Origin of the sequence: Methyloversatilis sp. XJ19-13, assembly GCF_024580155.1 — a bacterium.
GTDB lineage: Bacteria > Pseudomonadota > Gammaproteobacteria > Burkholderiales > Rhodocyclaceae > Methyloversatilis.
Genome location: NZ_JANINH010000002.1, coordinates 293,517 through 317,767, shown reverse-complemented (window position 1 = coordinate 317,767; position 24,251 = coordinate 293,517). Strand labels below are relative to the sequence as shown.

The following is a 24,251-nucleotide window of genomic DNA, read 5'->3' as shown; positions in this document are numbered from 1 at the left end:
CATCGTCCCCCGCCCGGCGCAGCTACAATTCGTACTGGTCATTTCAACCTGGAACTGCAATGAATCACCCGGACACTCTTCGCTACACAGACACGCATGAATGGGTCAGGATCGAACAGGATGGCAGCGTGACGGTCGGCATCACTGACCATGCCCAGGACGCACTCGGCGACGTGGTTTTCCTGCAATTGCCCGAGGTGGGCCAGCAGGTCGCCCGCAACGATTCGATGGCCGTCATCGAATCGGTCAAGTCGGCGTCGGATATCCATGCACCGGTGTCGGGCACGGTGACGGCGGTCAATCCGCCGGTCGCAGATGCGCCCGAACAGGTCAACAAGGATCCGTACGGGGCGTGGATGTTCGTCATCAAGCCGGATGACGCCGGCGAGCTCGATGTCCTGATGGACGCCGCCCGCTACGCCGCTTCCATCGCCTGATCGTCCGGCTGCAGCCTGCTCACGTCTTGCCGCGGCCGATGCGCTGGCCGTGCTTGCGCAGGCTGCCTGAAAGCTGATCGATGATTTCGCCGGCGGCCGCGACGATCTGGTTCGGCCCGAAGCCGGCCGACTTCATTTCCCGATAGAAGGATTTGGCCAACAGCTTGGCCATCTGGGCAGGCTGTGCCGCACCTTGTGTGAAGGCCTCCATGGCCGGCAGCGGCACATTACCGCCGCTTTCCAGCGCGCGCTGCGCAAAACCCGAATTCAGCAGGTAAGCCAGCTGAGCGACCTGGATCGCCTTGCCAGCGTAAAGCGCCAGCGCTGCGAGCAACTGCTGGTCGATTGCGGTGAACGGTGCTTCGCCACGTGGTCGGCGCACATTGATGACGCCCAGCACGCGGCCATCGAGCGAAAGCGGCTGGCAGATGAAACTGCCGCCCTCGCCCCGCACACTGACATCGGGCGCGGCGGCATCGACGTCATCGATACGCTGCGCGACACCGCTCGCGAATACGCTTCCGGATGTCGACATGCCGACACCGACGCGCACCTGCAGGGCGTCTTCGGCCAGTTCGCCGCGCCACGCCGCAAGTCCGAGCAATGCCTGCTCACCCTCGCCGTCGGCCAGCATGATGGACGCACGTGCGCAGCGCACGCCCGTCCACACGGCATCGATCACCTGATCGAGTGCCGCCTGCAACAGACCGCGGCCGGCATCCGGCTCGGGCGACGACATCGGCTTTTCAGCAGCCATCGAGCGCGCCTTTCATCGGCGAAGATGCGACCCACCCGGCAATCTGGACACCCAGGGCATCGACGGCACGCGCCGATGCCGCCACGCCAGCGGCCGCATCGGCACCGGCCGCCGGTTCGCTGATCGCGAACGGCAGGCTGGCCAGGACCCGCTGACCACGCATGTCGGTCAGTACGGCACGGCCGGACAGCAATGCCCGCGCACTGTCGGGCCGGTCGAAGTGCTGGATGAATTCATCGATGTCGACCCGCAGGCGGCAACCCGGGCCGGTGCCCGCGTCGTCGGTCTGCAGCATCTGGCGCAAAGCGACCGTCAGCATTTCCGGTGGCGAAGCAGCCCAGCGGCTGAAGGCGTAGATGTCGCGCCGCGTTGCACTTTCGTAGGCAAGGCGGTAATGCATCGCGCTGCCATCGAGCCAGCTCGGCGAACGGACCTCTATGGCGCGCAGCCCCGCGATGCGCTGCAAGGTGGCACGCGCGCTGCCCAAATCGTGCAGCGCCGGTGGCGGCGGGCGACTGACCAGCGGCCCGCAGCCTGCCAGCGCCACCAGAACAAGCGACAGCACCGTCGTCCGGACCCACCGCCTTGATCCAGCCTTCATCGAGTCGCTCCTTCGGTGGCTGGCGCGAAACCGGGTTCCCCTGGTCCGGCACGCGACGTTTCGCGCCCCAGCAGCAGCGTCTGCGGCGATGATTCAAGTTCGCCCAGCACCCTGTTGAGCTGGCGCGAATTGCGTTGCACTTCGTCGATCAGGGATTGCAGCCGGGGCAAGGTGTCGTCGGTTACCTGCTTCCCGGCAACAGCGGCCAGCGTATCGACGCGATCCGCAAGCTGTTTCATCGAACCCAGCAGGGCACGCAGATCTTCCGCGGCGCGGCGACCTTCGCCGCTGGTCTGTTCGATGCTGGCCAGAATGTCGCTCAAGCGTTCGACATTCTGCGGTGACAGGACGGCCTGCGTACGTTCGAAAGTCTTTCGGGCCTCGGCGAGTACGGCTGGCAGCCCGGCCAGCGACGCATCCAGATGCGCGGTGGCCGACTTCATATTGGCGAGTACGCCGGAAATCCGCTCGATGTTGCCATCGTCGAACAGCACATTCACGCGCAGCAGCACCTGCCGCAGCACGGCCATGGTGTCCGTTGCCTGCGAACCGAGCGCGTCAAACTGCGAACCACCGAGCGGTATGCGCGCAGGGCCCGTTTCGCTGGCCGGCAGCGGCGCCGGATCTGAACCGTCGTCGTCGAGATCGATCAGCGCGAGTCCGGTCACGCCAAGATAGGACAAGCGCGCACGCGTGGCAGCGGTGACTGGAAAACGCTCCGGAATGTCGATGCGGACATGGATTTCACGCGGTACGTCGGGATTGATCGAAATCTCCTTCACCTTGCCCACCCGTATGCCGCGGTAGCGGACCTGCGCCTGCGGACTGAGTCCGCTGACATTCGACGTCGTCACCAGCAGATATTCGCGCCCCACCTCGCTGTCGCTGGACAGGTACCAGGTCGCGAGCCCGACGCATGCGCTCATCAGCAGAAGGAACAATCCGGCGGCAAGGGCGTGGGCGCGATTCTCCATCTTCAGCGCACCGTGGCGTCCGGCGTGCGCTGCAGGCGACCGGAGGCGAAGAAGTTCTGGATGAATGGATGGTCGACGTTCATGACGTGATCAAGCGGGCCGTAAGCCAGTATACGTCGCTCGCCCAGCACGGCGACCTGTGTTGCCAGCGCTGTCAGCGTATCGATGTCATGGGTGACCAGAACGACGGTGAGGCCGAGTTGCCCGCGCAGTGTGCGGATCAGGCTGACGAATGCGGCCGAGCGGTCCGGATCGAGGCCGGCGGTAGGTTCGTCGAGCAGCAGAAGTTCGGGTTCGAGTGACAGCGCCCGCGCCAGCGCCACCCGCTTGATCATGCCGCCGGACAGTTCGGACGGCATCAGCCAGGCATGCCGGGGTTCGAGTTCGACCATGGCCAGTTTCATCATGACCAGATCGCGGATGGTGGCGCGATCCAGCCAGCGCAGCTCGCGCAGCGGGAAGGCAATGTTTTCGAACACATTGAGCGCCGAGAACAGCGCACCTTGCTGGAACAGCACGCCGAAGCGCTGGCGCAGCCGGCGCTCGGCCAGCGCGTCGCCGGAGAACAGCGGCTGGCCGAAGACGCGAATCTGTCCGGAGTCAGGCTGCAGCAAGCCGATCACCTGGCGCAGCAAGGTCGTCTTGCCGCTGCCCGAGCCGCCGACCAGCGCCACCACTTCGCCAGCCGCGACGGACAGGTCGATGTCCTGATGCACCACGTTCGTGCCGAAGCGCGTCACCAGCCCGCGAATGTCGATGACCGGCGCGCTCATCCGCCGGGCAGCCCGATGTGACGCGTGGCAATGGCAAACAGTGCGTCCACCAGGATGACGCAGGTGATGGCGCTGACCACCGATTTGGTCGTGTTCGTCGACAGGCTTTCGGTGTTGGGTTTCACCGACAGCCCGAAATGGCAGGCCACCAGCGCAATCACCAGCCCGAATGCAACGCCTTTCGCCAGTCCGATGTACAGATTGGTGATCGGCACCACGCGCGGCAGCGTGTCGAGAAAGAAGCCGTAGCTCATATCGAGCTGTATCGATGCGGCCACCATGCCGCCGAACAGTGCGGCCGACGATGTCCACAGCACCAGCAATGGCAGTGCCGTCACCAGCGCCAGCACCTTGGGCAATACGAGGCGCAGGCTGCGCGGCACGCCCATCGTCGCCAGCGCATCGATCTCTTCGGTCACACGCATCACGCCGAGCTGCGCCGTCATCGCCGAGCCGGAACGTCCTGCCACCAGCACGGCGACCAGCACCGGCCCGAGTTCGCGCACGATGCCGATGCCCAGGATGTTGATGATGAATACGTCTGCGCCGAAGGTCTTCAGCTGCAGCGCCGACAGATATGACAGCACGACGCCGATCAGGAAGCCGACCAGCGCGGTGATCGGCAGCGCACTGACGCCGGTCTTGTATAGATTGGCGGAAATCTCGCGCAGCGGCGATTCCTGCGGCCGGCGCGCGATGTGCAGCAGGTCGAGCAGCAACTGACCGATCAGTGCGACCAGATCGCCGATCCGCCGTGCGAACGACAGGCCCGCACGGCCCAGTGCAGCCAGCGAGTCGGACGGCGACGCCCGTGGTGGCGCCACACGACTGCGTGCGCCAAGCACCGAAGCGGATTCCAGCATCGCAAGCGTGTGCTCGCCGGCGTCAAGTGTTGCCGGCAGACGGTCGCCCCAGATGCGCCACAGCAGGCAGGCGCCGAGGCTGTCGATGCGTGCAATACCGGTCAGATTCCAATGAGTGGCTGCCCGTGCCTCACTCGTGTCGAGCGCAGCGCGCAATGCATCGATACGGCCTTCCAGCTCTTGCAGCGTCCAGTCGCCCTGCAGCGACGCGACCGGCGCAGCGCCCTCCCGATCGAACGATACGGTCGGCGCGCTCATGCAGATGTCAGCGCGTCACGCCGGCTGCAAGGCGGGTGGTGCGCAGCTTCAGTTCGATTCCGATCACGCTCCACAGCCTCAGCTCGTCATGCAGGCTGGCATTGGTCAGTGGCGAGGCCGACAGCCACTCCGCCCGCGCGCCAAGTTGATAGCCACTGCCGGTGCGCTCGATGGTCAGCGGCAATTCGTTGAAATCTTCACGGCTGCGATGCAGCAGCACCGCAAGACGCAGACAGAGGATCAGCGACCAGTCGCGCGCGTCGGCTGAAGCCGAGTTCACCTTTTCAAGCTTGCCGCGATGCGCCAATACGATGCGCGCCAGACGCGATTGGTCCATGCGCGAAAACCCCGGCATGTCGGCGTTGCCGACGATGTAGGCGCTGTGCTTGTGATAGCCGGCGTGCGCGACCGAGATACCCAGTTCATGCAGGGAGGCTGCCCAGCTCAGCATCTGCAGGTCGGGGTGATCATCGGGGTGCTCACCCGTTGCCGCCGGATTGAGCGCGCGGAAAAGGCGCACCGCCGTACCCCGCACGCGCTCGGCCTGCTTCTGGTCGACCTGATAGCGCCGCATGAACTGCAGTACCGTCGCATCGCGCAGATCCTGGTGGTGATAGCGGCCGAGGAGGTCGTACAGCACGCCCAGCCTCAGCGCCCCTTCCGAGAAATTCATGCGTTCCAGCCCGAACGCATCGAACACCGCCGACATGATGGCGAATCCGCCCGCAAGCACAGGCAGGCGATCGGGACGCAGGCCGGCGATGCTGAGCCGGTTTACGTCGCCGACGCGCAGCAGCAGCGCGCGCAGCTTTTCCATGGCCTCGCGGGTCAGCGCACCCTGCGACCAGCCGTTCAGTTCCATGATGTCGAGCAACGCCCTTGCCGTACCGCTCGACCCGACGGCTTCGTCCCAGCCAAGCGAGCGGTAGCCGTATTCGATGGTTTCCAGCTCGCGCCGCGCCGCCAGTTCGGCTTCGCGCAGTGAGCGCTTGTCCATCCGGCCATCCGGAAAGTAGCGCAGGCTGAACGCCACGCAACCGATGTACAGCGACTCCAGGGCCAGCGGCTCGAAGCTGCGACCGATGATGAATTCGGTCGAGCCACCGCCGATGTCGACCACCAGTTGCTGGCTCGACGGGTTGGGCAGCGTATGCGCGACGCCGACATAGATCAGCCGGGCCTCTTCGCGCCCGGCGATTACCTCGATCGGAAAACCCAGCGCCGCCTCGGCCTGTGGCAGAAGTTGCGGTGCATTCTTGGCCACGCGCAGGGTGTTGGTGGCCACTGCGCGCACCTGGTCCGGCGCGAAGCCGCGCAGACGCTCATTGAATCGCGACAGGGCTTCCACGGCCCGAAGCTGCGACGGGCCGTCAAGCAACTTGCCCTGTCCAAGTCCCGCCGCCAGCCGGACAGTTTCCTTCAGGCCGTCCAGCGGATAGATCTGATCGTCGACAACCCGGGCAACCTGGAGACGGAAGCTGTTCGAGCCCAGGTCAACCGCAGCAAGTAGTTCGTAGCTCATGCATCCGTGACTGAAAGTGATCAGCAGCGGAGTTTAACAGCCGGGTGCACACGTGCCTTCAGCGCGTTTGCGTCACACGGCTGTAATAATCGAACATGTTTCATGTCACACAATAGCGAGTTGCCTAACGATGTCGAATCCGGACTTTTGCCCATGAACCCAACGCTTCTGGTGCCACGCTTCGCGCCTGACCACTTCATCAACCGCGAACTGTCGCTGATCGCCTTCAACCGACGCGTGCTCGCGCAGGCTGCCGACGAGCGTGTGCCGTTGCTCGAACGGCTGAAGTTCCTGTGCATCGTATCGAGCAATCTGGATGAGTTTTTCGAGGTGCGGATCGGCGGCCTGCGCGAGCAGATCAAGCTTGGCGCGCGCAGTGTCACGTCGGATGGGCGTTCCGCGCAGGAGGCCTTGCGCCTGATCGCGAACGAATGCCATCAGCTGATCGCCGAGCAGTACTCACTGCTGAACGACGTCATCCTGCCCGCGCTGGAAACCGAAGGCATCGTTTTCCTGCGCCGAGGCGCCTGGACGGATGAACAACGGGAGTGGATTCGCGACTTCTTCATGCGCGAGCTGATGCCTGTGCTCACGCCGATCGGGCTGGATCCGTCGCACCCTTTCCCGCGCGTGCTCAACAAGAGCCTGAACTTTGCGGTGGAACTGGACGGCCGCGACGCGTTCGGTCGCAGTTCGCGGTTTGCCATCGTGCAGGCGCCACGGGCGCTGCCGCGCGTGATCAAGCTGCCGAAGGAACTGACCGGCGTCGACCACGGCTTCGTGTTCCTGTCGTCAGCGATGCACATGAATGTCGGCGATCTGTTCGAAGGCATGAATGTGCTCGGGTGCTATCAGTTCCGGGTGACCCGCAATTCCGACCTCTTCCTCGACGAGGAAGAGGTGAAGAACCTGCGTCTGGCGCTGCAGGGCGAACTGCCGCAGCGCCACTACGGTGATGCGGTGCGCCTTGAGGTGGCCGACAACTGCTCCGAGCACATGGCGGACTTTCTGCTGCAGCAATTCAATCTGACCCGCGACGACCTTTACCGCGCGCCCGGCATCGTCAATCTGGTTCGGCTCATGCAGGTACCGAACTGGGTGGATAGGCCGGACCTGAAGTACCCGCCGTTCACGCCGACGCTGCCGCGTGCCATGGAGAAGCGCTACGACATCTTCTCGATGCTGCGCCGACAGGACATCCTGCTGCATCACCCGTGGGAGGCCTTCACGCCGGTGATCGATCTGGTGCAGCAGGCGGTGGATGACCCGGAAGTGGTTGCGATCAAGATGACCGTGTATCGCACCGGCATCGATTCGGTGCTGATGGAGGCACTGGTGCGCGCGGCGCACAAAGGGAAGGAAGTGACCGTCGTGGTCGAACTGATGGCGCGTTTCGACGAGGAAGCCAACATAAACTGGGCGTCGCGGCTGGAAGATGCCGGCGCCCACGTGGTGTATGGCGTGTTCGGCTACAAGACGCACGCCAAGCTGCTGATGGTTGTACGGCGCGAGGAGATCGACGGTGTGCGCAGCTTCCGGCGCTTCGTTCATCTGGGAACCGGCAATTACCACCCCAGTACGGCACGCTTCTACACCGATTTTGGTTTGATGACGGCAGATGAGCTGATTGGCGAAGACGTGAACGAGGTGTTCAAGCAGCTGACCGGGCTCGGCCACGCTGGCACGCTGACCCACTTGTGGCAGGCGCCGTTCACGCTGCACAGCAATGTCATCGCCGCGATCAACCGCGAAGCGGACAACGCACGCGCCGGCCGCAAGGCGCGCATCATCGCGAAGATGAATTCGCTGGTCGAAGACGAAACGATCGAAGCGCTCTACCACGCCAGCCAGGCGGGTGTCGACATCGATCTGATCGTGCGCGGTGTATGCGCCTTGCGCCCCGGTGTGCCGGGCCTGTCCGACAAGATCACAGTGCGCTCCATCGTCGGCCGCTTCCTCGAACATTCGCGCATCTATCACTTCCATGCCGACGGTGAGGAAAAGCTCTATCTGGCCAGCGCGGACTGGATGGAACGCAATTTCTTCCGCCGCATCGAGGTGGCATTTCCGATACTCGATCCGAAACTCAAGCGGCGCGTGATGAAGGAGGGATTGCGCCCTTACCTGCTCGATAACAGCCAGTCGTGGGAGATGGAGCCCGATGGCCGGTATCGCAGGCGGGTGTCTCGCGCTGCACGCCACTGTGCGCAGGAAACCCTGCTGGCCGAGTATTCGCGCGGCGGCAAGTAATGCGCCGCCGGCCGGTGAACCGACTCAAGCGCTGGCGGGAATTGCCGTAAACCGGATGTGTTCAATCCATCCGGACAAACGTCAAGGTGAAGGTCGCCCAGTCCATCCTGCTCGTGTCGCTCGCCGCCACCCTCATGGCGTGCGACAAGTTGCCCATTCCGGATCCGAATCGCGCAGCGATGAAAAAGGAGCTCGACAGCAAGGCTGTCGGCGGAGCCTGTCGTCATGCCGGCCGGGCGCTGGAAGACTGCTACCGGCTCAATCCGAAGGCATCGAAGGCCGCCGTCTTTGCCGGTTGGCGCGAAATGAACGACTACATGACGGAAAACAAGCTCGACGTCGTGCTGCCCACCCTGCCGCCGCGGGGCACCCGTATGGTGAGTGAAACCGCACACGCCGGGACGCCACCCGCAGATTCGCCCAAAGACACCGACAAGGCCAGCGCCGATCACGCAGCCGACGACAAGAAGAAACCGGACAGCAGCAGCGCGACACCGTCGGGCGAAAAAAACCCCGCACTCACGGCGGGGTGATTCCCGTTCCGGTCGCGCTTGCGACCGGGCCGCGGACCTAGCGCATCGCGGCCAGTTCGCTCAGATCCTTCCCGTCGATCTTTACCCGCGCGAGCGTCACGTCACCGTCGTCCATATCCAGCGGTTCGATGCTCACCCGACCCGAATCGAGCAGTTGCTGCAATTTCTGTTTGCCGATGCTCGAAGCGGTCGTGGTTTCGAGCGCTTCAAGGCCTGCCGCCTTCACACGCACACCATCAGCGTAGAACGTACTGCCATCCACCGCATAGTGCCGCTGAGCCGGCGCCTTCGGCGGACGGAATACCGGTGCAGCGGCAGCAACCGCCACCGTGCGTCGTGGCGCCGTGGCCGTCACCGATATGCGCTTCTTTGCCGCAACATTGACCGCAGGGCGGATCTTTTTCTTGACTTGCTGGCTGCTCGCCACCGTCCGCGCCGCGTAGGCGTCGTCCATCGTACCGAACAGCGAAAATCCAAACAGGGCAGACAGGGCGATTGCGCCCAGGGTTTTACCGATCATGCACGTCTCCCGAAGTTGCCCGCAGCGCCAACCGATCTGAAAACTTCGATCAACGATGTGAGCCAATTTATTGTTTAGGATGATTTTTCCAATATTAACCATTGCAGCCGCGCAGCGCCAGTACCGCCGAAGCATGTCGGCACGACTTACAATGGCGGCGATTCCCTCTCCGTACTCCGCACATGCTTCGCGTTTTCGGTATCCGGCGCTGTGACACGATGTCCCGCGCCATGGCCTGGCTGAACGAACATCAGCTCGAATTCCATCTGCACGACTACAAGAAGGACGGTGTGCCGGCGGACCGGCTTGCCGGCTGGATCGAACGTGCCGGCTGGCGAGCCATCGTCAATACGAAAGGCACGACCTTTCGCAAACTGCCACCCGAATTGACCGCCGATCTGGACGATGCGAGCGCCCAGCCTCTGCTGACCGAGCATCCGTCAGCTATCCGCCGGCCCATCATCGAGCATGGCGCACACTTGCTTATCGGCTTCGATCCGGCGCACTGGAGCGAAATCCTCAAGCGCAAGTCCGATGAGTGAGCGCGATTTCATCCAGCGCTTCATGTTCGAGGCGCTGGACATCCGCGGCGCGTTGGTCCGTTTCGACGAAGGCTGGCAGGCCATGCAGCACGGGCGAGGCTATGGCGCCGTCGCCACACGGCTGCTCGGCGAAGTGGCCGTCGTCACGCTGCTGATCGGCGGGCAGCTCAAGCAGCCGGCCCGCCTGACGGTTCAGGTACGCGGCCGCGGACCGGTCGAGACCCTGGTCGTGGATTGCGACCAGCAGCTGCGCCTGCGCGGCATGGCCAGCGCCCCGCCAGACTTGGCCGATGCACCGGTTCCGACGCTGCTCGGTGAAGGTCATCTGGTGATGACCTTGCAGACGGATGAGGCGGAAACGCCCTATCAGAGCCTGGTACCGCTGGACGGCGACTCGGTGGCGGCGGTGTTCGAGCACTACCTTGCGCTGTCGGAACAGCAACCGGCGGCGCTGTGGCTGCACGCAGATGCCGAATGCGCGACCGGCCTGTTCCTGCAGAAGCTGCCGGATGCTGACCGCAAGGATGCCGATGGCTGGAACCGCCTGTGCCACCTCGCCGCGACCGTGACGTCGGACGAACTGAAGACGCTGGCGCCCGAGGCACTGCTCGGCCGCCTGTTTGCCGAAGAGGCGGCGCGCGACGGCATCCGCCTGTTCGCACCGGCGATTCCGCACCATCACTGCCCGCGCGACGAACAGAAGTTGCGCCGGCTGGTGCTGTCGCTCGGTCGCGAAGAGGTCGAATCCATCCTGCGCGAACAGGGAGAGGTGCATATCCACGACGACATGTGCAACCACGACTACCGCTTCAGCGCGCTCGACATCCAGCTGCTGTTCGGTGAAGCTCCGCCCGCCGTGCATTGATGCAGCGTCCTGTTGCCCCGCAACGGCAGTTGCCGGTGCTCCGGTCACTATGTAGACTTTCGAAATTTCCCGCGGACACCCCATGGCGCGCAAGCCCGCTCCCCCGGCAGTAGAACTCAAAAGCGCCACGCTCGAAGCCATGCGCGCACTGCTGCACGCGGCAGATGCGTCATCGGTCGCGGCAGCGCTGGACGCGCGGCTGGGTGCAACCCCCGGTTTTTTCTCGGGCGAACCGGTGGTCATCGACGCAAGCGCGCTGGCGCCGGATGCTGCGCCCGACTGGGCAGGCATCCGGAACGCGTTGGCCCGCCATGCACTGACTGCCGTCGCGGTTCAGGGGGCCGATGACGCCGCTGCCGAGGCCGCGCGCGCACTGGGCTTTGCGGTCGTGGTCGGCGATGCTCAGCCTGACCGGGCGCCAGTGCCCGAACCGGTCGTCGAGCCAGTCATCGAAGTCGACACCGTCATCGCCGAGGCGCCCGAGCCGGTGGTCGCACCGCCCGCGGCGGCCCGGCGTGCCGAAATCATCGACAAGCCGCTGCGTTCCGGTCAGCGCGTGTATGCCCGCGGCTGCGACCTGATCGTGCTGGCCATGGTCAGCGCCGGCGCCGAGGTGATCGCCGACGGCAACATCCACATCTACGCGCCGCTGCGCGGACGTGCACTGGCGGGTGCGTCGGGCGACGTGCAGGCGCGCATCTTCACCACCTGCTTCGAAGCCGAACTGGTGTCGATCGCCGGCGTTTACCGCACCTTCGAACATACCGCGCACAGCGAGCTGCTGCGCAAGCCGGCGCATGTGCGGCTGCAGGAACATGAAGATAAACAGGTACTTGATGTCGCTGCACTGGCGACCACCTGAAACACCAGAGGGAGAACAAGAGTGACCCGTATCGTAGTCGTCACATCCGGCAAGGGCGGCGTGGGCAAGACCACCACCAGCGCCGCTTTTTCGTCCGGCCTTGCCATGAGCGGCAAGAAGACAGCCGTCATCGACTTCGACGTCGGCCTGCGCAACCTCGACCTCATCATGGGCTGCGAGCGGCGCGTCGTGTATGACTTCGTGAATGTGCTGCACGGCGAAGCCAACCTGACGCAGGCGCTGATCAAGGACAAGCATTGCGACAACCTGTTCGTGCTGCCCGCTTCGCAGACCCGCGACAAGGATGCGCTGACCGAGGACGGCGTCGAGAAGATCCTGAACGATCTGGTCGGCATGGGCTTCGACTTCATCGTGTGCGACTCGCCGGCAGGCATCGAACACGGCGCGGTCATGGCGCTCACCTTTGCCGACGAAGCCATCATCGTCACCAATCCGGAAGTCAGTTCGGTGCGCGACTCGGACCGCATCCTCGGCATCCTGCAGTCGAAATCGCGTCGTGCCAAGGAAAGCCGCGAGCCGGTGAAGGAGCATCTGGTCATCACCCGCTATTCGCCCAAGCGCGCCAACGACGGTGAAATGCTCAGCTACGGCGACGTTCAGGAAATCCTGCGCATTCCGGTTCTGGGCGTCATCCCGGAGTCTGAAATCGTGCTGCAGGCGTCGAATCAGGGTACGCCGGCGATTCACATGGAAGGCAGCGATGTCGCGCAGGCGTACGCCGACGTGGTGGCCCGCTTCCTCGGCGAAGAGCGCCCGCTGCGCTTCGTCGATTACGAAAAGCCCGGCCTGCTCAAGCGCCTGTTCGGAGGGAAGTGACATGTCGCTGCTGTCACTGATTTTCGGCCAGAAGCCGAAAACTGCATCGATCGCTAAGGAAAGGCTGCAACTGATCATTGCGCGCGAACGCGGCGCGAATTCGTCGGCTGACTTCCTGCCGGCGCTGCAGCAGGAACTGGTGGCGGTCATCTCGAAATACGTGCGCGTCAATCCGGAAGACATCAAGGTCCAGCTCGAAAAGCAGGACAACTACGAGGTACTTGAAGTCAACATCGTGCTGCCCGATCAGCGCAATTGAACGTCTCCGTGCCGCGCGCGCCGCGTCATTCGATCGACGTGTCCGAGGGGGCCGGCGTTCGTTACCTGCACTTCGGTTCGGAGTGGATACAGGGTGCGATGCGCGTCGCGCGCCCTTTCGCGCTGGAACTGGAGTACACGCGTGAAATGATGCTGCCGCTGCTGCTGGCGGCCGACGAAAGCTGGCCGGCGCAGGTGCTGGTCATCGGCCTGGGCGCCGCATCGGTCACCAAATTCCTGCACCGCTACTGCGCGCGGTCGGCGTTGACCGTGGTCGAGATCGATCCGCGCATGCCGGCGGCGGCGGCCAGCTACTTCCGCCTGCCGCCGGAAGACGGGCGACTGCGCATCGTGATCGACGACGGCGCGAAATTCGTCGCTTCCAGCGAGCAGCAGTGGGACCTGATCCTGGTCGATGGCTACGATCACCGTGCGCGGGCCAACTCGCTCGATACCGAAGCCTTCCATCGTGCCTGTCGGGCGAAGTTGTCGCCGGAGGGTCGGGTCTGTCTGAACCTGTTCGGTCGCACGCGCGGTTTTCGCGCCAGCGCACAGCGGGTGATGGACGCCTACAATGGGCACGCGCTGGTGCTGCCCTCGCTCAACGAAGGCAACGCGATCTGCATCGCGTCGACTGGCCATGGAACGGGCGTGTCGATGGACGTGCTGCGCGCGCGGGCGCAACGTCTGCGTGCCGACACCGGGCTGAATCTGGCACCCAGCCTGAGCCGGATCGAACAGGCGGGGTATTGTGCGGGGGGCAGCCTGGTGATCTGAACGAGCGCGCCGGCTGCGCACCTCAGGACGCACAAAAAAAGCCGGCATTGCCGGCTTTTTCCGTTGCCGGAGCGGATGTTCAGCGACGCGACACCAACGGACCGGCTTGCGATGCGAAGTACGCCGCCAGATCCGCCATGTCCTGCTTGCTCAGCGCACCGACCTGGGCAGCCATGATGGCATTCTTGCGCGCACCGCTCTTGTACGACAGCAGCGACTGCAGCAGATAGTCCTCGTGCTGCCCGCCGATGCGCGGGAAAGCCGGCGCCGGACTGTTTCCGTCGGCACCGTGACAGGCCGCGCACGCAGCCGATTTTTCCTTGCCGCGCGCTACGTCACCTGCGAACGCGAAGCTGCTGCCCAGCAGCACAGCGGCTGCAACCACCATCGTTTTCTTGATCATCACGACCTTCCTCATTTCTGCGCGGAGTAGTACGCGGCGATGTCGGCCATGTCCTGCTCGGTCAGGCTGGCGGCAATGCCATTCATCGACGGGTGCTTGCGGTCACCGCTCTTGTAGGCCTGCAGCGCGGCGACGATGTAGTCGGGGTACTGGCCACCGATCCGCGGCACCTTGTAGGTTTTCGGAAACACGGTCTGGTAACCCGGAATGCCGTGGCAGCCGATGCACATGGCGACCTTGTCCTTGGCGGCTTCTGCATTGCCTTCGACGGCGAGGGCAAGCGGGCTGACACAGAGGGCTGCGACAGCGAGAACGGTTCTGGCGCTCATCGATGATCTCTTTTTGAAGGTTGAACTTATTTCGGAAAATCGCCGCGCAGTGTAGCGAAGGACGGGGTGACCGTCAAAACCGCTGCGCGCTGCGCGGCCTGCAGATTCAGGCTGCAGCGGTATCGACCACCAGGCGACCGCGTACCTTCCCTTCGAGGAAGCGCGGCGCGACGTCGAGCACCTCATCAAGCCGCACCACCTGCGTCATCGCGTCGAGCCTGGCCATCGGCATGTCGCGCACGATGCGCGCCCAGGCTTCTTCACGCGGTCCGTGTGCCACGGTGACGCTGTTGATGCCGTACAGCGTGACGCCACGCAGGATGAACGGCGCGACGCTGGCCGGAAAGTCCATGCCCTGGGCCAGCCCGCAGGCGGCGACCGCGCCGTTCTCGCGCGTGGCGGCGCAGGCGTTTGCCAGCGTGTGCGACCCGACGCTGTCCACGACACCGGCCCAGCGCTCGCGCGCCAGCGGTTTGCCCGGTGCCGAAAGCGTCGCGCGATCGATGACCGACTCGGCGCCGAGCGACTTCAGGTAGTCGGTTTCGTCGAGACGGCCGGTGCTCGCCACCACGCGATAGCCCAGACCGGCCAGCAGTGCCACGGCCACCGAACCCACGCCGCCGCTGGCGCCGGTCACCAGCACCTCGCCGTCGCCCGGCGCCAGGCCGTGACGTTCCAGCGCCAGCAGGCACAGCATGGCGGTGAAGCCGGCCGTGCCGACGGCCATCGCATGCTTCGCGTCGAAGCCGGCCGGCAGCGCGACCAGCCAGTCACCCTTGACCGCAGCGCGCTGGGCCAGACCGCCCCAGTGACCCTCGCCCACGCCGAAGCCGGTCAGCACGACCTTGTCGCCGACCTTCCAGCACGGATGGTCGCTGTGTTCGATCACGCCCGCGAAATCGATGCCGGGCACCATCGGCCACTTGCGCACGATGGGGCTGCGCCCGGTGATCGCCAGCGCATCCTTGTAGTTGAGGCTGGACCACTGAACGGCAACGCGCACATCGGCTTCGGGCAGTGCCGCGTCATCGATATCGCTCAGGCGGGCAATCGTCTTGCCGTCCGCGCCCTGCTCCAGCAATATGGCCTTGAACATCTTCGGTTTCCTCCGGTCATTGACGGTCTGCATCGCGCAGGATACTTGTTGACCCGCGAAGCAGTAAGGTTGCGGCGGCGACAACGGTCTTACTCCGACATCCTCCATCGCATTGCCACAGGGCTCAATCACGCATGCACGCCACACTGCCGCTCCTGCGAACGACCGACTTCCCGCCGCTTGCCCGTCGCCACACCGAAATCCTGCAACTGAATCTGGGCTACACCTGCAACCAGAGCTGCCTGCATTGCCATGTCAACGCAGGGCCCGGCCGCACCGAACAGATGAGTCTGGCCACATTGCAGGTCGTACTCGACTTCATCCGCGCGTCCGACGTGCGCCTGATCGATCTGACCGGCGGCGCGCCGGAAATGAATCCGCATTTCCGCTGGCTGGTCGGCGAGGCGCGGAAGCTGGACATCGCCGTGATCGACCGCTGCAACCTGACCATCCTGTCCGAACCCGGCTACCAGGACATGGCGCGGTTTCTGGCCGACCATCAGGTGCAGGTCACTGCGTCGCTGCCCTGCTATCTCGAGGACAACGTCGACCGCCAGCGCGGCAATGGCGTGTTCGCGCGCAGCATCGCCGCGCTGCAGCAACTCAACGCGCTCGGCTATGGACAGCCCGATTCCGGGCTCGAACTGAATCTGGTGTTCAACCCGCAGGGGCCGTCGCTGCCACCGCCGCAGGCCGCACTGGAGCAGTCGTATCGCGATCACCTCGGCAGCGCATTCGGCATCGTGTTCACCCGCCTTTACACACTGGCCAACATGCCGATCCAGCGTTTCGGGTCGACGCTGGTATCGAAGGGGCAGTTCAACAGCTACATGCAGACGCTGCGCACCGCCCACCGCGACGACAACCTGGACAGCGTGATGTGCCGCAACCTGCTGAGCGTCGATTGGGAAGGTCACGTGTATGACTGTGACTTCAACCAGATGCTGGGCCTGCCGCTGCGCATCGATGGCCGGCCGCGTGTGCACCTGTCGGAATTGATCGGCCGCAACGTGTCGGGCACGTCCATTGTCGTGATGGATCACTGCTACGGATGCACCGCGGGACAGGGCTCGTCCTGCGCCGGCGCGCTCGTCTGAAGGGCTCAGCATGAATGATCCGGTGGTGTTCGGTGTCGCCTTCTGGGGCTTTCTGGTGCTGTACGGCGTCGGCATGTATGCGCTGTCCCCGCGTGCCGTCGGGCGGGCAGGCTTCTTTGACGGCCACGATGAAGCGGGTCGCCCGGCCGGCACGTGGGCGCTCGGCGCCAGCATCTTCATCTCATGGATCTTCGCGAAGTCGATCACCAACGCGGCCAATCTTGGCGCGACCTACGGCATCGTCGGCGGTCTGGCCTACGCGACCTACTGGCTGTCGATTCCGCTGGCCGGCTGGGCCATCCTGAGACTGCGCCGACGCTACGGCGCCACCAGTCTGATGTCGTTCCTGACCGGCCGCCACGGCAGACTGGCGGCGCTGGCCTTCTCGATCGCCATCCTGGTGCGCTTGTTTAACGAGGTGTGGAGCAATACGGCCGTCGTCGGCGGCTACTACGGCCCGGCCGGATCGACCGAATTCATCGGTGCCGCGCTGCTGTTCACCGCCGCAACGCTGTTCTACAGCCTGAAGGGAGGGCTGCGCTCGTCGATCTACACCGATGTGCTGCAGACCGGCCTGTTCGTGCTGTTCTTTGCCGTCGTGCTGCTGTGGGTGCTGCCGACGCACGGCCCGGTTGTGCTCATGGGTACCGGCGATTTCCGGCTCGATGCCGGCGTCGACCTGCTGCTGGTCGCTGCGCTGCAGGTGTTGTCCTATCCCTTCCATGACCCTGTGCTGACCGACCGCGGCTTCATCACCGAAGAAAAGCGCATGCTGCGCGCCTTCGTCTGGGCCGGCGCGCTCGGCTTCGTGTGCATCCTGCTTTTTTCGCTGGTCGGCGTGCACGCCCGGCTGGAAGGGCTGGCCGGCGGCGACAACGTGCCGGCGGCACTCGCCCGCAGCATGGGTCCGGCGGCGCTTTTCATGATGACCATCGTCATGGTGGCTGCCGCAGGTTCCACGCTCGATTCGACTTTCTCGTCCCTGGCCCGGCATGTGGCACAGGAACTGCCGCAACTGGCCGGGCGCCCCGAGCCGAGGCGCGCCATCGCGCTCGGCATGGGGGCCATGGCGCTGTTCGCGATCATCGGCAATCTGCCGATGATCGCCGGCACCGATATCCTGAAGGCGACGACCATCAGCGGCACCATGGTGATCGGGCTGGCGCCGATCTTCCTGCTGGCCGGCTTCACGCATCCGGGCACGCGCGCCGCGAAGTGGTCCTTCCACCTGGCGTTCTGGACCGGGCTCGCGCTGGGCGTGCTGCTGGCGATAGGAAGCGTCCCGGACAGCTGGGCCATCGGCACCGGCAAATATGCCAAACTGCTCGGCGTGAATCTTTACGGACTGCTGCTATGCACCTCGGGCTATCTGCTGCCGCCGCTGATTGCTGGGCGGATGCGATGAACCCCGATCTCGTCGATAGCACGGCCGACGACAGTCTCGCCGACCCCGGCCGCAGCTGCCCGCTGCATTACCGCTACGGTGCGGCCGCGCTGGCAGACACCCGCGCCGACCTGGTGACGGATGCCCTGTATGTCGTCGGCGGCCTGTATGGCAACCGGCCGGCGCTTGATGCGGTAGAGCACCTGTTCAACGGTGAGCATGGCGACGCACGCCTGCTCTTCAACGGTGACTTCCACTGGTTCGACATCGACCCGGCCCGCTTTGGCGACGTGCAGCGGCGTGTGCTCGCGCATGACGTGATCGCCGGCAACGTCGAAGCCGAACTGGCCGATGGATCCGGGGATGCCGGTTGCGGCTGCAGCTACCCGGACGACGTGCCGCAGGCGCTGGTCGAACGCTCCAACCTCATCCACGCACAGCTGTCGCGCACCGCCTGTCACGACCCGCACTGGCGCGGCGAACTGGCGGCGCTCGATTTCTGGCGCGGCGTGCGCATCGGCGACGCCCGCGTCGGCGTGGTCCATGGCGACGCAGATTCGCTGGCTGGCTGGTCCTTTGACGCGCGAGCGTTGCGACAGCCGGCGTCGGGCGCCCGCTACGCGGATCTGTTCGCCCGTGCGCGCTGCGACGTGTTCGCCAGCAGCCATACCTGCCTGCCGGCGCTGAAGCGATTCGACGGTCATGCGGTCATCAACAACGGCGCCGCAGGCATGCCCAATTTCCGCGGCCGTCTGTGCGGTGTCATCAGCAGGATCGCACTGACGCCGTCGCCGCATCCGGTGCTGTATGGCGCGCGCGTAGGCGCGCTGCATGTCGATGCGCTCGCGCTCGACTACGATCCGGCGGCCTGGCGGACCGAATTCGCCGCGCAGTGGCCCGACGGCTCGGCGGCCGCACTGAACTACCGCGATCGCATTGATCACGGCCCTGACTGGACACCTGAAGAGGCGGCACCATGAACGCACGCAAGCTCGCCCTGCTCGGGGTGGTCGTGGCGCTGGTCGCCGCCTTCTTCATTCTCGATCTCGGCCGCTTCTTCGATCTGGCCTGGTTCAAGGCGCAGCAGCGCATGCTGACCGACCAGGTCGATGCCGCGCCCTGGGGTTCGGCCGCGGTGTTCTTCGCGATCTACGTCGTCGTGACGGCGCTGTCGCTGCCCGGTGCGGCGATCATGACGCTGGCCGGCGGCGCCCTGTTCGGTTTCGCCAAGGCACTGGTCATCGTGTCCTTCGCATCCAGTCTGGGCGCCCTGCTCGCCTTTCTGATCGCGCGCTTCCTGTTGCGCGACTGGGTGCAGGCGCGCTTCGGCACGGCGCTCGAGTCGATCAACCGCGGGGTCGAGAAGGACGGTGCCTTCTATCTGTTCACGCTGCGTCTGGTGCCCGCGTTCCCGTTCTTCGCGGTCAATCTGGCGATGGCACTGACCGCGCTGCCGGCACGCACCTTCTACTGGGTGAGCCAGCTCGGCATGCTGGCCGGCACCATCGTGTTCGTGAATGCGGGCACCCAGATCGGCCGCATCGAATCGCTGTCCGGCATCCTGTCGCCCGGGCTGATCGGGGCCTTCGTGCTGCTGGGCGTGTTTCCGCTGATCGCCCGCAAGGTGATCGATGCGGTGCGCAGTCGTGCCGTGTTCAGCCGCTGGCCGAAGCCGGCGCACTTCGACTACAACCTGCTGGTGATCGGCGGCGGCAGTGCCGGTCTGGTCACCGCTTACATCGGCGCCGCGGTGAAGGCGAAGGTGGCGCTGGTCGAACAGCACAGCATGGGCGGTGACTGCCTGAACACCGGATGCGTGCCGTCGAAGGCGCTGATCCGCTCGGCGCGGCTGCTGTCGCAGATCGCGCATGCGAAGTCGCTCGGCGTGCGCGAAGCGAGCGCGCAGTTCGATTTTGCCGATGTGATGGAGCGCGTCGCGCGCGTGGTGCGCGCCATCGAACCGCATGATTCGGTGGACCGCTACACCGCTCTGGGTGTCGATTGCTTCGACGCGCGGGCGCGCATCACCTCGCCGTGGACGGTCGAGGTGACGCAGCACGACGGCAGCACGCGCACGCTGAGCACGCGCAACATCGTCATCGCCGCCGGCGCCCGCCCCTTCGTGCCACCGATACCCGGCATCGAGGCGATGGATCTGCTCACCTCGGACACGCTGTGGTCGCTGCGCACCCTGCCCGGCCGTCTGCTGGTGCTCGGTGGCGGCCCGATCGGCTGCGAACTGTCGCAGTCCTTCGCACGCTTCGGCGCCGACGTGACCCAGGTCGAAATGGCGCCGCGCCTGATGGGGCGTGAAGACCCTGATGTGTCGGCGCTGGTCGAAACACGTTTCGCGGAAGAAGGCGTGCGCGTGCTGACCGGCCACAAGGCGGTTCGCTTTGCGCGGGAAGGCGATGCGAAAGTGCTGTACGCCGAAGGCCCGGAAGGTGAAGTGCGCATCGAATTCGACACCCTGCTGTGCGCAGTCGGACGCACGCCCAACGTCAGCGGCTATGGTCTGGAAGAGCTGGGCATCACGCTGCGGGCCAACCGGACGGTCGATACCAACGACTACCTCGAAACGCTCTACCCCAACATCTTCGCCTGCGGCGACGTGACCGGCCCGTTCCAGTTCACGCACACCGCGGCGCACCAGGCCTGGTACGCCGCGGTCAACGCCCTGTTCGGCCGCTTCAGGCGCTTTGCGGTCGACTACTCGGTCATTCCGTGGGCCACCTTCACCGAACCCGAGGTGGCGCGGGTCGGTCTGAACGAGACCGACGCGAAGGCGCGCAACATTCCGCACGAAGTGACGATCTACGAACTCGATGACCTCGACCGCGCGATCACCGACGAGGTGGCGCACGGCTTCGTCAAGGTGCTCACCGTACCCGGGCGCGACCGCATCCTGGGCGTGACCATCGTCGGCGAACACGCGGGCGAACTGATTGCCGAATACGTGCTGGCGATGAAGCACGGCCTCGGGCTCAACAAGTTGCTGGGCACCATCCACATCTACCCGACGATGAACGAGGCGAACAAGTTCGCTGCCGGCGTCTGGAAGAAGGCGCATGCGCCGCAGACGCTGCTCGCATGGGTCGCGCGCTATCACGCCTGGGTGCGCGGATGAGGCGTCTGTCCGTCGTGCTGCCGGCGCTGAACGAAGCCGCGACCATCGGGGAAGCGCTGTCGCGCATGCCGGCACCCGACGTCTGCGGCCTGGAACTCATTGTCGCCGACGGCGGCAGTCTCGACGACACCGCATCGATCGCCGCCGCGCAGGGCGCGCGCGTCGTACGCGCGCCGCGCGGTCGTGCGCTGCAGATGAACGCCGGTGCGCAGGTGGCGACCGGCGACGTGCTGCTGTTCCTGCACGCCGATACGCAGCTGCCGCCCGACGCGTTCGCACGGATCGATCGAGCGATCGCAGCCGGTGCGCAGTGGGGGCGCTTCGATGTGCGCATCGAAGGTCGCCACCTGCTGCTCGCGGTCGTCGCCGCCATGATGAACCTGCGTTCCCGTCTGACCGGCATCGCCACAGGCGATCAGGCGATCTTCTGCACGCGCGCGCTGTTCGACACACTGGATGGCTACGCACCGATCGCGCTGATGGAAGACATCGACTTTTCCACCCGTGCGCGGGCGCGGTCGCGACCGGCCTGTCTGCGCGCGCGCGTCATCACGTCAGGCCGCCGCTGGGAGCGCCAGGGGGTGCTGCGCACCATCGTGCTGATGTGGCGCCTGCGCCTGCGCTACTTCTTCGGTGCCGATCCGGGTGATCTGGCGCGCGACTATCGGCCGCATCATGAGTGAATCCGGAACGGCGGTACTGGTGTTCGCGCGCGCCCCCGAGGCCGGCCGCAGCAAGACGCGGCTGATGCCGCTGCTGGGCGCTGACGGCGCGGCGCGGATCGGTGCGCAACTGACCGAACGTGCGCTGCAGGTGGCCGCCGACGCGGCCATCGGCCCGGTCGAGCTGTGGTGCGCACCGGACTGCTGCCACGATTTCTTCGAACGCTGTCGCGACCGCTACGGCGTGTCGCTGCATGCCCAGACCGGCGGCGACATCGGCATGCGCATGGCGCATGCCTTCGATGACAGCCTCCGTCGCCATGCGGGCGCGCTGCTGATCGGCGCCGACGCCGTGTCGCTGCAGTCGGCCGACCTGCGCGCTGCGGGTGTTGCGTTGCGCCGCCACGATGCGGTGTTTGCCCCGGCAGAGGATGGCGGCTATCTGCTGGTGGGGCTGCGCGTACGGCAAGCCGCGCTGTTCGAAGGCATCGCATGGGGCAGCGCCGGGGTGTGGTCGCAAACCCGTGCGGTGTTCAGGCGGCTCGGTCTGCTCACGCATGTGCTCGCGACCGGTTACGACCTTGACCGGCCGGATGACTACCGACGCGCCGTGGCCGAAGGTCTGCTGGTGCCCGAACCGTGCTGACCCGCCTGCGCGCGCTGCTGCTGGCCATCGCGCTGGCGCTGACCTGCGAAGTGTCGGCAGCCGCGGCAGATGCGGTGTCGCTGCCCGCCTTTTCGACCCAGCCAGCCGGACCGAACGTCAGCGGATGGACGGCCTACACGCTGGGCGGCAAGGCCGCGCCCGCCGATTTCCGGCTGGCCGAGCTGGATGGCCTGACCGTGCTTCGTGTCGAGGCGTCGAATGCCGCCTCGGCGCTGATCCACACCCGCCGCTTCGATCCGCTCGCCACGCCCTGGCTGAACTGGCGCTGGCGCGCCGATGTGCTGCCGGCCGCCGGGCGCTTCGCGACACGGGAGGGCGACGACTACGCGCTGCGCGTCTATGTGCTGTTCGATCTCGATCTGTCGAAGCTGTCTTTCGGCACGCGCACGAAAATCCGTCTGGCGCGCACCTTCTACGGCGAGCAGATCCCTACGGCCGTGCTGTGCTACGTGTGGGACACGCGCGCCGCGCCGGGCTCGCGCGCATGGAGCGCCTACACCGACCGGGTGCGCATGATCGCCGTCGATGGTGCCGGTTCGCCGACCGGCAGCTGGCGCGACGTGAGCCGCAACCTGGTCGAGGATTTCCGGGAAGCCTTCGGCGAAGACCCTCCAGCCGTCACTGGCATCGTCGTGGCGAGCGACAGCGACAACACCGGCGGACAGACCCTCGGTTATTTCGGCGACCTGTCGGTCACCGCCCGGTCACCGCTGAAGCCACCCCCATGAAACGTCTTGTCCTGCTCGGTGGCGGTCACGCCCACCTGTTCGTACTGGAAGCCTTTGCGCGCGAACAACCCGATGCGGTGGTCAGCCTGGTTACGCCCGATGCGCTGACGCCCTACTCCGGCATGATGCCGGGCGTCATCGCCGGCCACTACGACTACCGGCAGGCCTGCATCGATCTCGCGCCGCTGGCTGCGCGGGCGGGTTGCGCGCTCAGGCTGGATGCCGCGGTGTCACTGGATGCCGGGCAGCGGCAGATCCGGCTGGCCAGCGGCGAGGTGATCGACTACGACATGCTGTCGATCGACACCGGTTCGACGCCGCGCATCCCCGATCTTCCGGGTGCCGACACCTGTGCGCATCCGGTGAAGCCGATCGGCCAACTGCTCGAAAGCTGGCACACCGCGCGCGCCGCACGCGCTGCCGCAGTCGTCGGCGCCGGGGCGGCCGGCGTCGAAATCATCATGGCGCTGCATCACCGGCAACCGCGGATGCGCTGCACCCTGATCGACCGCGCGCCCCTGATACTCGACGGGCTGCCAAGGCGCCTGCAGCGGCGGGTGATGATGGAACTGGCGCGTCAGCAGATAGACGTGGTGACCAATGCGCGCGTGTCCGGAGTCGATGGCGACGCGCTGAATCTCGAAGACGGTCGCAGCATTCCGAGTCAGTTCTCGGTGTGGGCCACCGGCGCTGCCCCGCCGGCCTGGCTGCGCGGCAGCGGACTGACGGTCGACGAACGCGGTTTCATCGCGACCGGACCGACACTGGAGTCACTGTCACACCCTGAGGTGTTCGCGGCCGGCGACGTGGCGACGATGATCGATTCGCCGCGCCCGAAGTCCGGTGTGTTTGCCGTGCGCGCCGGTCCGCCGCTGGCCGCCAACCTGCTGCGCGCCGCGCGCGGCCACACGCTGCAGCCCTGGACACCGCAGACACAGGCCCTGCTGCTGCTCGCCTGCGGCCGCCGCCACGCCATCGCCTCACGCGGCGGCTGGTCGCTTCAGGGAGACTGGGTGTGGCGCTGGAAGGACCGCATTGACCGCGCCTTCATGCGCCGTTTCGATCTGTGAAGGCAGATGCAAGATTCAAGATGCAAGATTCAAGGAACGACCTCCTTGCATCTTTATTC

Annotated in this window: 27 protein-coding genes; 17 read left to right on the top strand and 10 right to left on the bottom strand. The window is 65.5% G+C overall.

What is annotated here, in order from left to right:
• Positions 1-59 precede the first annotated feature (59 nt).
• The gene (gene gcvH / locus NMQ14_RS04050) at positions 60-437 is read left to right on the top strand and encodes a glycine cleavage system protein GcvH (RefSeq protein ID WP_257093707.1); all 378 of its coding nucleotides are present in this window, start codon (positions 60-62) and stop codon (positions 435-437) included.
• A gap of 19 nt (positions 438-456) precedes the next feature.
• Here the strand turns inward: gcvH and NMQ14_RS04045 are convergent, their stop codons facing one another.
• The 6 genes from NMQ14_RS04045 to ppx are packed head-to-tail and all read right to left on the bottom strand — an operon-like array spanning position 457 to position 6,185.
• Positions 457-1,194, bottom strand: coding sequence for a GAF domain-containing protein (locus tag NMQ14_RS04045; RefSeq protein ID WP_257093705.1), 738 nt, complete (start codon positions 1,192-1,194; stop codon positions 457-459).
• Positions 1,184-1,795, bottom strand: a complete 612-nt coding sequence (locus tag NMQ14_RS04040) for a PqiC family protein (RefSeq protein WP_257093703.1) — start codon at positions 1,793-1,795, stop codon at positions 1,184-1,186. Before NMQ14_RS04040 ends, NMQ14_RS04045 begins: the two co-directional genes overlap by 11 nt.
• Entirely contained in the window at positions 1,792-2,769 is a 978-nt protein-coding gene (locus tag NMQ14_RS04035) for an MlaD family protein (protein ID WP_257093700.1), read from the bottom strand. The genes NMQ14_RS04040 and NMQ14_RS04035 overlap by 4 nt, the downstream gene beginning before the upstream one ends.
• Positions 2,770-2,771: 2 nt before the next feature.
• Entirely contained in the window at positions 2,772-3,542 is a 771-nt protein-coding gene (locus NMQ14_RS04030; protein WP_257093698.1) for an ABC transporter ATP-binding protein, read from the bottom strand.
• Entirely contained in the window at positions 3,539-4,663 is a 1,125-nt protein-coding gene (locus NMQ14_RS04025) for an ABC transporter permease (protein ID WP_257093696.1), read from the bottom strand. The genes NMQ14_RS04030 and NMQ14_RS04025 overlap by 4 nt, the downstream gene beginning before the upstream one ends.
• Positions 4,664-4,670: 7 nt before the next feature.
• Positions 4,671-6,185 (bottom strand): exopolyphosphatase, encoded by a 1,515-nt coding sequence (gene ppx, locus NMQ14_RS04020; protein ID WP_257093694.1) that lies wholly within the window; start codon positions 6,183-6,185, stop codon positions 4,671-4,673.
• Between the two features lie 153 nt (positions 6,186-6,338).
• Between ppx and ppk1 the strand changes: the two genes are divergently transcribed.
• Together ppk1 and NMQ14_RS04010 are read left to right on the top strand one after the other, a co-directional pair.
• Positions 6,339-8,435: a polyphosphate kinase 1 gene (ppk1, locus tag NMQ14_RS04015; RefSeq protein ID WP_257093691.1), complete on the top strand. Its 2,097-nt coding sequence runs from the start codon at positions 6,339-6,341 to the stop codon at positions 8,433-8,435.
• Between the two features lie 113 nt (positions 8,436-8,548).
• Positions 8,549-8,968, top strand: a complete 420-nt coding sequence (locus NMQ14_RS04010; RefSeq protein WP_257093689.1) for a hypothetical protein — start codon at positions 8,549-8,551, stop codon at positions 8,966-8,968.
• Positions 8,969-9,005: 37 nt separating this feature from the next.
• Here NMQ14_RS04010 and NMQ14_RS04005 read toward each other — a convergent pair whose 3' ends face one another.
• On the bottom strand, positions 9,006-9,590 hold the full coding sequence (locus tag NMQ14_RS04005) for a hypothetical protein (RefSeq protein ID WP_257093687.1): 585 nt from the start codon (positions 9,588-9,590) through the stop codon (positions 9,006-9,008).
• A gap of 80 nt (positions 9,591-9,670) precedes the next feature.
• Here NMQ14_RS04005 and NMQ14_RS04000 point away from each other — a divergent pair, with 80 nt between their 5' ends.
• The 6 genes from NMQ14_RS04000 (at position 9,671) to NMQ14_RS03975 (ending at position 13,629) form a co-directional block, all read left to right on the top strand.
• On the top strand, positions 9,671-10,030 hold the full coding sequence (locus tag NMQ14_RS04000; protein WP_257093685.1) for a Spx/MgsR family RNA polymerase-binding regulatory protein: 360 nt from the start codon (positions 9,671-9,673) through the stop codon (positions 10,028-10,030).
• On the top strand, positions 10,023-10,895 hold the full coding sequence (locus NMQ14_RS03995; RefSeq protein ID WP_257093683.1) for an Hsp33 family molecular chaperone HslO: 873 nt from the start codon (positions 10,023-10,025) through the stop codon (positions 10,893-10,895). The genes NMQ14_RS04000 and NMQ14_RS03995 overlap by 8 nt, the downstream gene beginning before the upstream one ends.
• Positions 10,896-10,977: 82 nt before the next feature.
• Entirely contained in the window at positions 10,978-11,757 is a 780-nt protein-coding gene (gene minC, locus NMQ14_RS03990) for a septum site-determining protein MinC (RefSeq protein ID WP_257093681.1), read from the top strand.
• A 21-nt stretch (positions 11,758-11,778) separates the two neighbouring features.
• On the top strand, positions 11,779-12,594 hold the full coding sequence (minD, locus tag NMQ14_RS03985; RefSeq protein ID WP_257093679.1) for a septum site-determining protein MinD: 816 nt from the start codon (positions 11,779-11,781) through the stop codon (positions 12,592-12,594).
• A 1-nt stretch (position 12,595) separates the two neighbouring features.
• Positions 12,596-12,853 (top strand): cell division topological specificity factor MinE, encoded by a 258-nt coding sequence (minE, locus tag NMQ14_RS03980; RefSeq protein ID WP_069040319.1) that lies wholly within the window; start codon positions 12,596-12,598, stop codon positions 12,851-12,853.
• Positions 12,850-13,629 carry a fused MFS/spermidine synthase gene (locus tag NMQ14_RS03975; RefSeq protein ID WP_257093677.1) on the top strand — a complete coding sequence of 260 codons (780 nt, stop codon included), beginning with the start codon at positions 12,850-12,852 and terminating at the stop codon, positions 13,627-13,629. The genes minE and NMQ14_RS03975 overlap by 4 nt, the downstream gene beginning before the upstream one ends.
• A 79-nt stretch (positions 13,630-13,708) precedes the next feature.
• Here the strand turns inward: NMQ14_RS03975 and NMQ14_RS03970 are convergent, their stop codons facing one another.
• The 3 genes from NMQ14_RS03970 to NMQ14_RS03960 form a co-directional block, all read right to left on the bottom strand.
• Positions 13,709-14,032 carry a cytochrome c gene (locus NMQ14_RS03970; RefSeq protein ID WP_257078518.1) on the bottom strand — a complete coding sequence of 108 codons (324 nt, stop codon included), beginning with the start codon at positions 14,030-14,032 and terminating at the stop codon, positions 13,709-13,711.
• 11 nt (positions 14,033-14,043) lie between these two features.
• The gene (locus tag NMQ14_RS03965) at positions 14,044-14,361 is read right to left on the bottom strand and encodes a cytochrome c (RefSeq protein ID WP_257093675.1); all 318 of its coding nucleotides are present in this window, start codon (positions 14,359-14,361) and stop codon (positions 14,044-14,046) included.
• 106 nt (positions 14,362-14,467) lie between these two features.
• On the bottom strand, positions 14,468-15,457 hold the full coding sequence (locus NMQ14_RS03960; protein WP_257093673.1) for an MDR family oxidoreductase: 990 nt from the start codon (positions 15,455-15,457) through the stop codon (positions 14,468-14,470).
• 134 nt (positions 15,458-15,591) lie between these two features.
• On the opposite strand from NMQ14_RS03960, the gene arsS reads away from it, so the two are divergent.
• Genes arsS through NMQ14_RS03920 form a run of 8 tightly spaced genes read left to right on the top strand, consistent with a single transcriptional unit; the run spans position 15,592 to position 24,192 of the window.
• Positions 15,592-16,554: an arsenosugar biosynthesis radical SAM (seleno)protein ArsS gene (gene arsS / locus NMQ14_RS03955; RefSeq protein ID WP_257093671.1), complete on the top strand. Its 963-nt coding sequence runs from the start codon at positions 15,592-15,594 to the stop codon at positions 16,552-16,554.
• Positions 16,555-16,564: 10 nt separating this feature from the next.
• On the top strand, positions 16,565-17,959 hold the full coding sequence (locus tag NMQ14_RS03950; protein ID WP_257093670.1) for a sodium:solute symporter: 1,395 nt from the start codon (positions 16,565-16,567) through the stop codon (positions 17,957-17,959).
• Positions 17,956-18,918, top strand: coding sequence for a metallophosphoesterase (locus tag NMQ14_RS03945; protein WP_257093668.1), 963 nt, complete (start codon positions 17,956-17,958; stop codon positions 18,916-18,918). Before NMQ14_RS03950 ends, NMQ14_RS03945 begins: the two co-directional genes overlap by 4 nt.
• The gene (locus NMQ14_RS03940; RefSeq protein ID WP_257093666.1) at positions 18,915-21,065 is read left to right on the top strand and encodes an FAD-dependent oxidoreductase; all 2,151 of its coding nucleotides are present in this window, start codon (positions 18,915-18,917) and stop codon (positions 21,063-21,065) included. The genes NMQ14_RS03945 and NMQ14_RS03940 overlap by 4 nt, the downstream gene beginning before the upstream one ends.
• Positions 21,062-21,748, top strand: coding sequence for a TIGR04283 family arsenosugar biosynthesis glycosyltransferase (locus NMQ14_RS03935; protein ID WP_257093664.1), 687 nt, complete (start codon positions 21,062-21,064; stop codon positions 21,746-21,748). Before NMQ14_RS03940 ends, NMQ14_RS03935 begins: the two co-directional genes overlap by 4 nt.
• The gene (locus tag NMQ14_RS03930; RefSeq protein WP_257093662.1) at positions 21,741-22,373 is read left to right on the top strand and encodes a TIGR04282 family arsenosugar biosynthesis glycosyltransferase; all 633 of its coding nucleotides are present in this window, start codon (positions 21,741-21,743) and stop codon (positions 22,371-22,373) included. Before NMQ14_RS03935 ends, NMQ14_RS03930 begins: the two co-directional genes overlap by 8 nt.
• Positions 22,367-23,122: a DUF3047 domain-containing protein gene (locus NMQ14_RS03925; RefSeq protein WP_257093660.1), complete on the top strand. Its 756-nt coding sequence runs from the start codon at positions 22,367-22,369 to the stop codon at positions 23,120-23,122. The genes NMQ14_RS03930 and NMQ14_RS03925 overlap by 7 nt, the downstream gene beginning before the upstream one ends.
• A complete protein-coding gene (locus tag NMQ14_RS03920) occupies positions 23,119-24,192 on the top strand; it encodes an FAD-dependent oxidoreductase (RefSeq protein ID WP_257093658.1) in 1,074 nt (357 codons plus the stop codon). Before NMQ14_RS03925 ends, NMQ14_RS03920 begins: the two co-directional genes overlap by 4 nt.
• Positions 24,193-24,251: the final 59 nt, after the last annotated feature.

Excerpts from the sequence above, each read along its gene's own strand:
- gcvH (WP_257093707.1), top strand. The coding sequence starts at position 60 with ATGAATCACCCGGACACTCTTCGCTACACAGACACGCATGAATGGGTC.
- NMQ14_RS04045 (WP_257093705.1), bottom strand. The coding sequence starts at position 1,194 with ATGGCTGCTGAAAAGCCGATGTCGTCGCCCGAGCCGGATGCCGGCCGC.
- NMQ14_RS04040 (WP_257093703.1), bottom strand. The coding sequence starts at position 1,795 with ATGAAGGCTGGATCAAGGCGGTGGGTCCGGACGACGGTGCTGTCGCTT.
- NMQ14_RS04035 (WP_257093700.1), bottom strand. The coding sequence starts at position 2,769 with ATGGAGAATCGCGCCCACGCCCTTGCCGCCGGATTGTTCCTTCTGCTG.
- NMQ14_RS04030 (WP_257093698.1), bottom strand. The coding sequence starts at position 3,542 with ATGAGCGCGCCGGTCATCGACATTCGCGGGCTGGTGACGCGCTTCGGC.
- NMQ14_RS04025 (WP_257093696.1), bottom strand. The coding sequence starts at position 4,663 with ATGAGCGCGCCGACCGTATCGTTCGATCGGGAGGGCGCTGCGCCGGTC.
- ppx (WP_257093694.1), bottom strand. The coding sequence starts at position 6,185 with ATGAGCTACGAACTACTTGCTGCGGTTGACCTGGGCTCGAACAGCTTC.
- ppk1 (WP_257093691.1), top strand. The coding sequence starts at position 6,339 with ATGAACCCAACGCTTCTGGTGCCACGCTTCGCGCCTGACCACTTCATC.
- NMQ14_RS04005 (WP_257093687.1), bottom strand. The coding sequence starts at position 9,590 with ATGGTTAATATTGGAAAAATCATCCTAAACAATAAATTGGCTCACATC.
- NMQ14_RS04000 (WP_257093685.1), top strand. The coding sequence starts at position 9,671 with ATGCTTCGCGTTTTCGGTATCCGGCGCTGTGACACGATGTCCCGCGCC.
- NMQ14_RS03995 (WP_257093683.1), top strand. The coding sequence starts at position 10,023 with ATGAGTGAGCGCGATTTCATCCAGCGCTTCATGTTCGAGGCGCTGGAC.
- minC (WP_257093681.1), top strand. The coding sequence starts at position 10,978 with ATGGCGCGCAAGCCCGCTCCCCCGGCAGTAGAACTCAAAAGCGCCACG.
- minE (WP_069040319.1), top strand. The coding sequence starts at position 12,596 with ATGTCGCTGCTGTCACTGATTTTCGGCCAGAAGCCGAAAACTGCATCG.
- NMQ14_RS03970 (WP_257078518.1), bottom strand. The coding sequence starts at position 14,032 with ATGATCAAGAAAACGATGGTGGTTGCAGCCGCTGTGCTGCTGGGCAGC.
- NMQ14_RS03965 (WP_257093675.1), bottom strand. The coding sequence starts at position 14,361 with ATGAGCGCCAGAACCGTTCTCGCTGTCGCAGCCCTCTGTGTCAGCCCG.
- NMQ14_RS03960 (WP_257093673.1), bottom strand. The coding sequence starts at position 15,457 with ATGTTCAAGGCCATATTGCTGGAGCAGGGCGCGGACGGCAAGACGATT.
- arsS (WP_257093671.1), top strand. The coding sequence starts at position 15,592 with ATGCACGCCACACTGCCGCTCCTGCGAACGACCGACTTCCCGCCGCTT.
- NMQ14_RS03950 (WP_257093670.1), top strand. The coding sequence starts at position 16,565 with ATGAATGATCCGGTGGTGTTCGGTGTCGCCTTCTGGGGCTTTCTGGTG.
- NMQ14_RS03945 (WP_257093668.1), top strand. The coding sequence starts at position 17,956 with ATGAACCCCGATCTCGTCGATAGCACGGCCGACGACAGTCTCGCCGAC.
- NMQ14_RS03940 (WP_257093666.1), top strand. The coding sequence starts at position 18,915 with ATGAACGCACGCAAGCTCGCCCTGCTCGGGGTGGTCGTGGCGCTGGTC.
- NMQ14_RS03935 (WP_257093664.1), top strand. The coding sequence starts at position 21,062 with ATGAGGCGTCTGTCCGTCGTGCTGCCGGCGCTGAACGAAGCCGCGACC.
- NMQ14_RS03930 (WP_257093662.1), top strand. The coding sequence starts at position 21,741 with ATGAGTGAATCCGGAACGGCGGTACTGGTGTTCGCGCGCGCCCCCGAG.
- NMQ14_RS03920 (WP_257093658.1), top strand. The coding sequence starts at position 23,119 with ATGAAACGTCTTGTCCTGCTCGGTGGCGGTCACGCCCACCTGTTCGTA.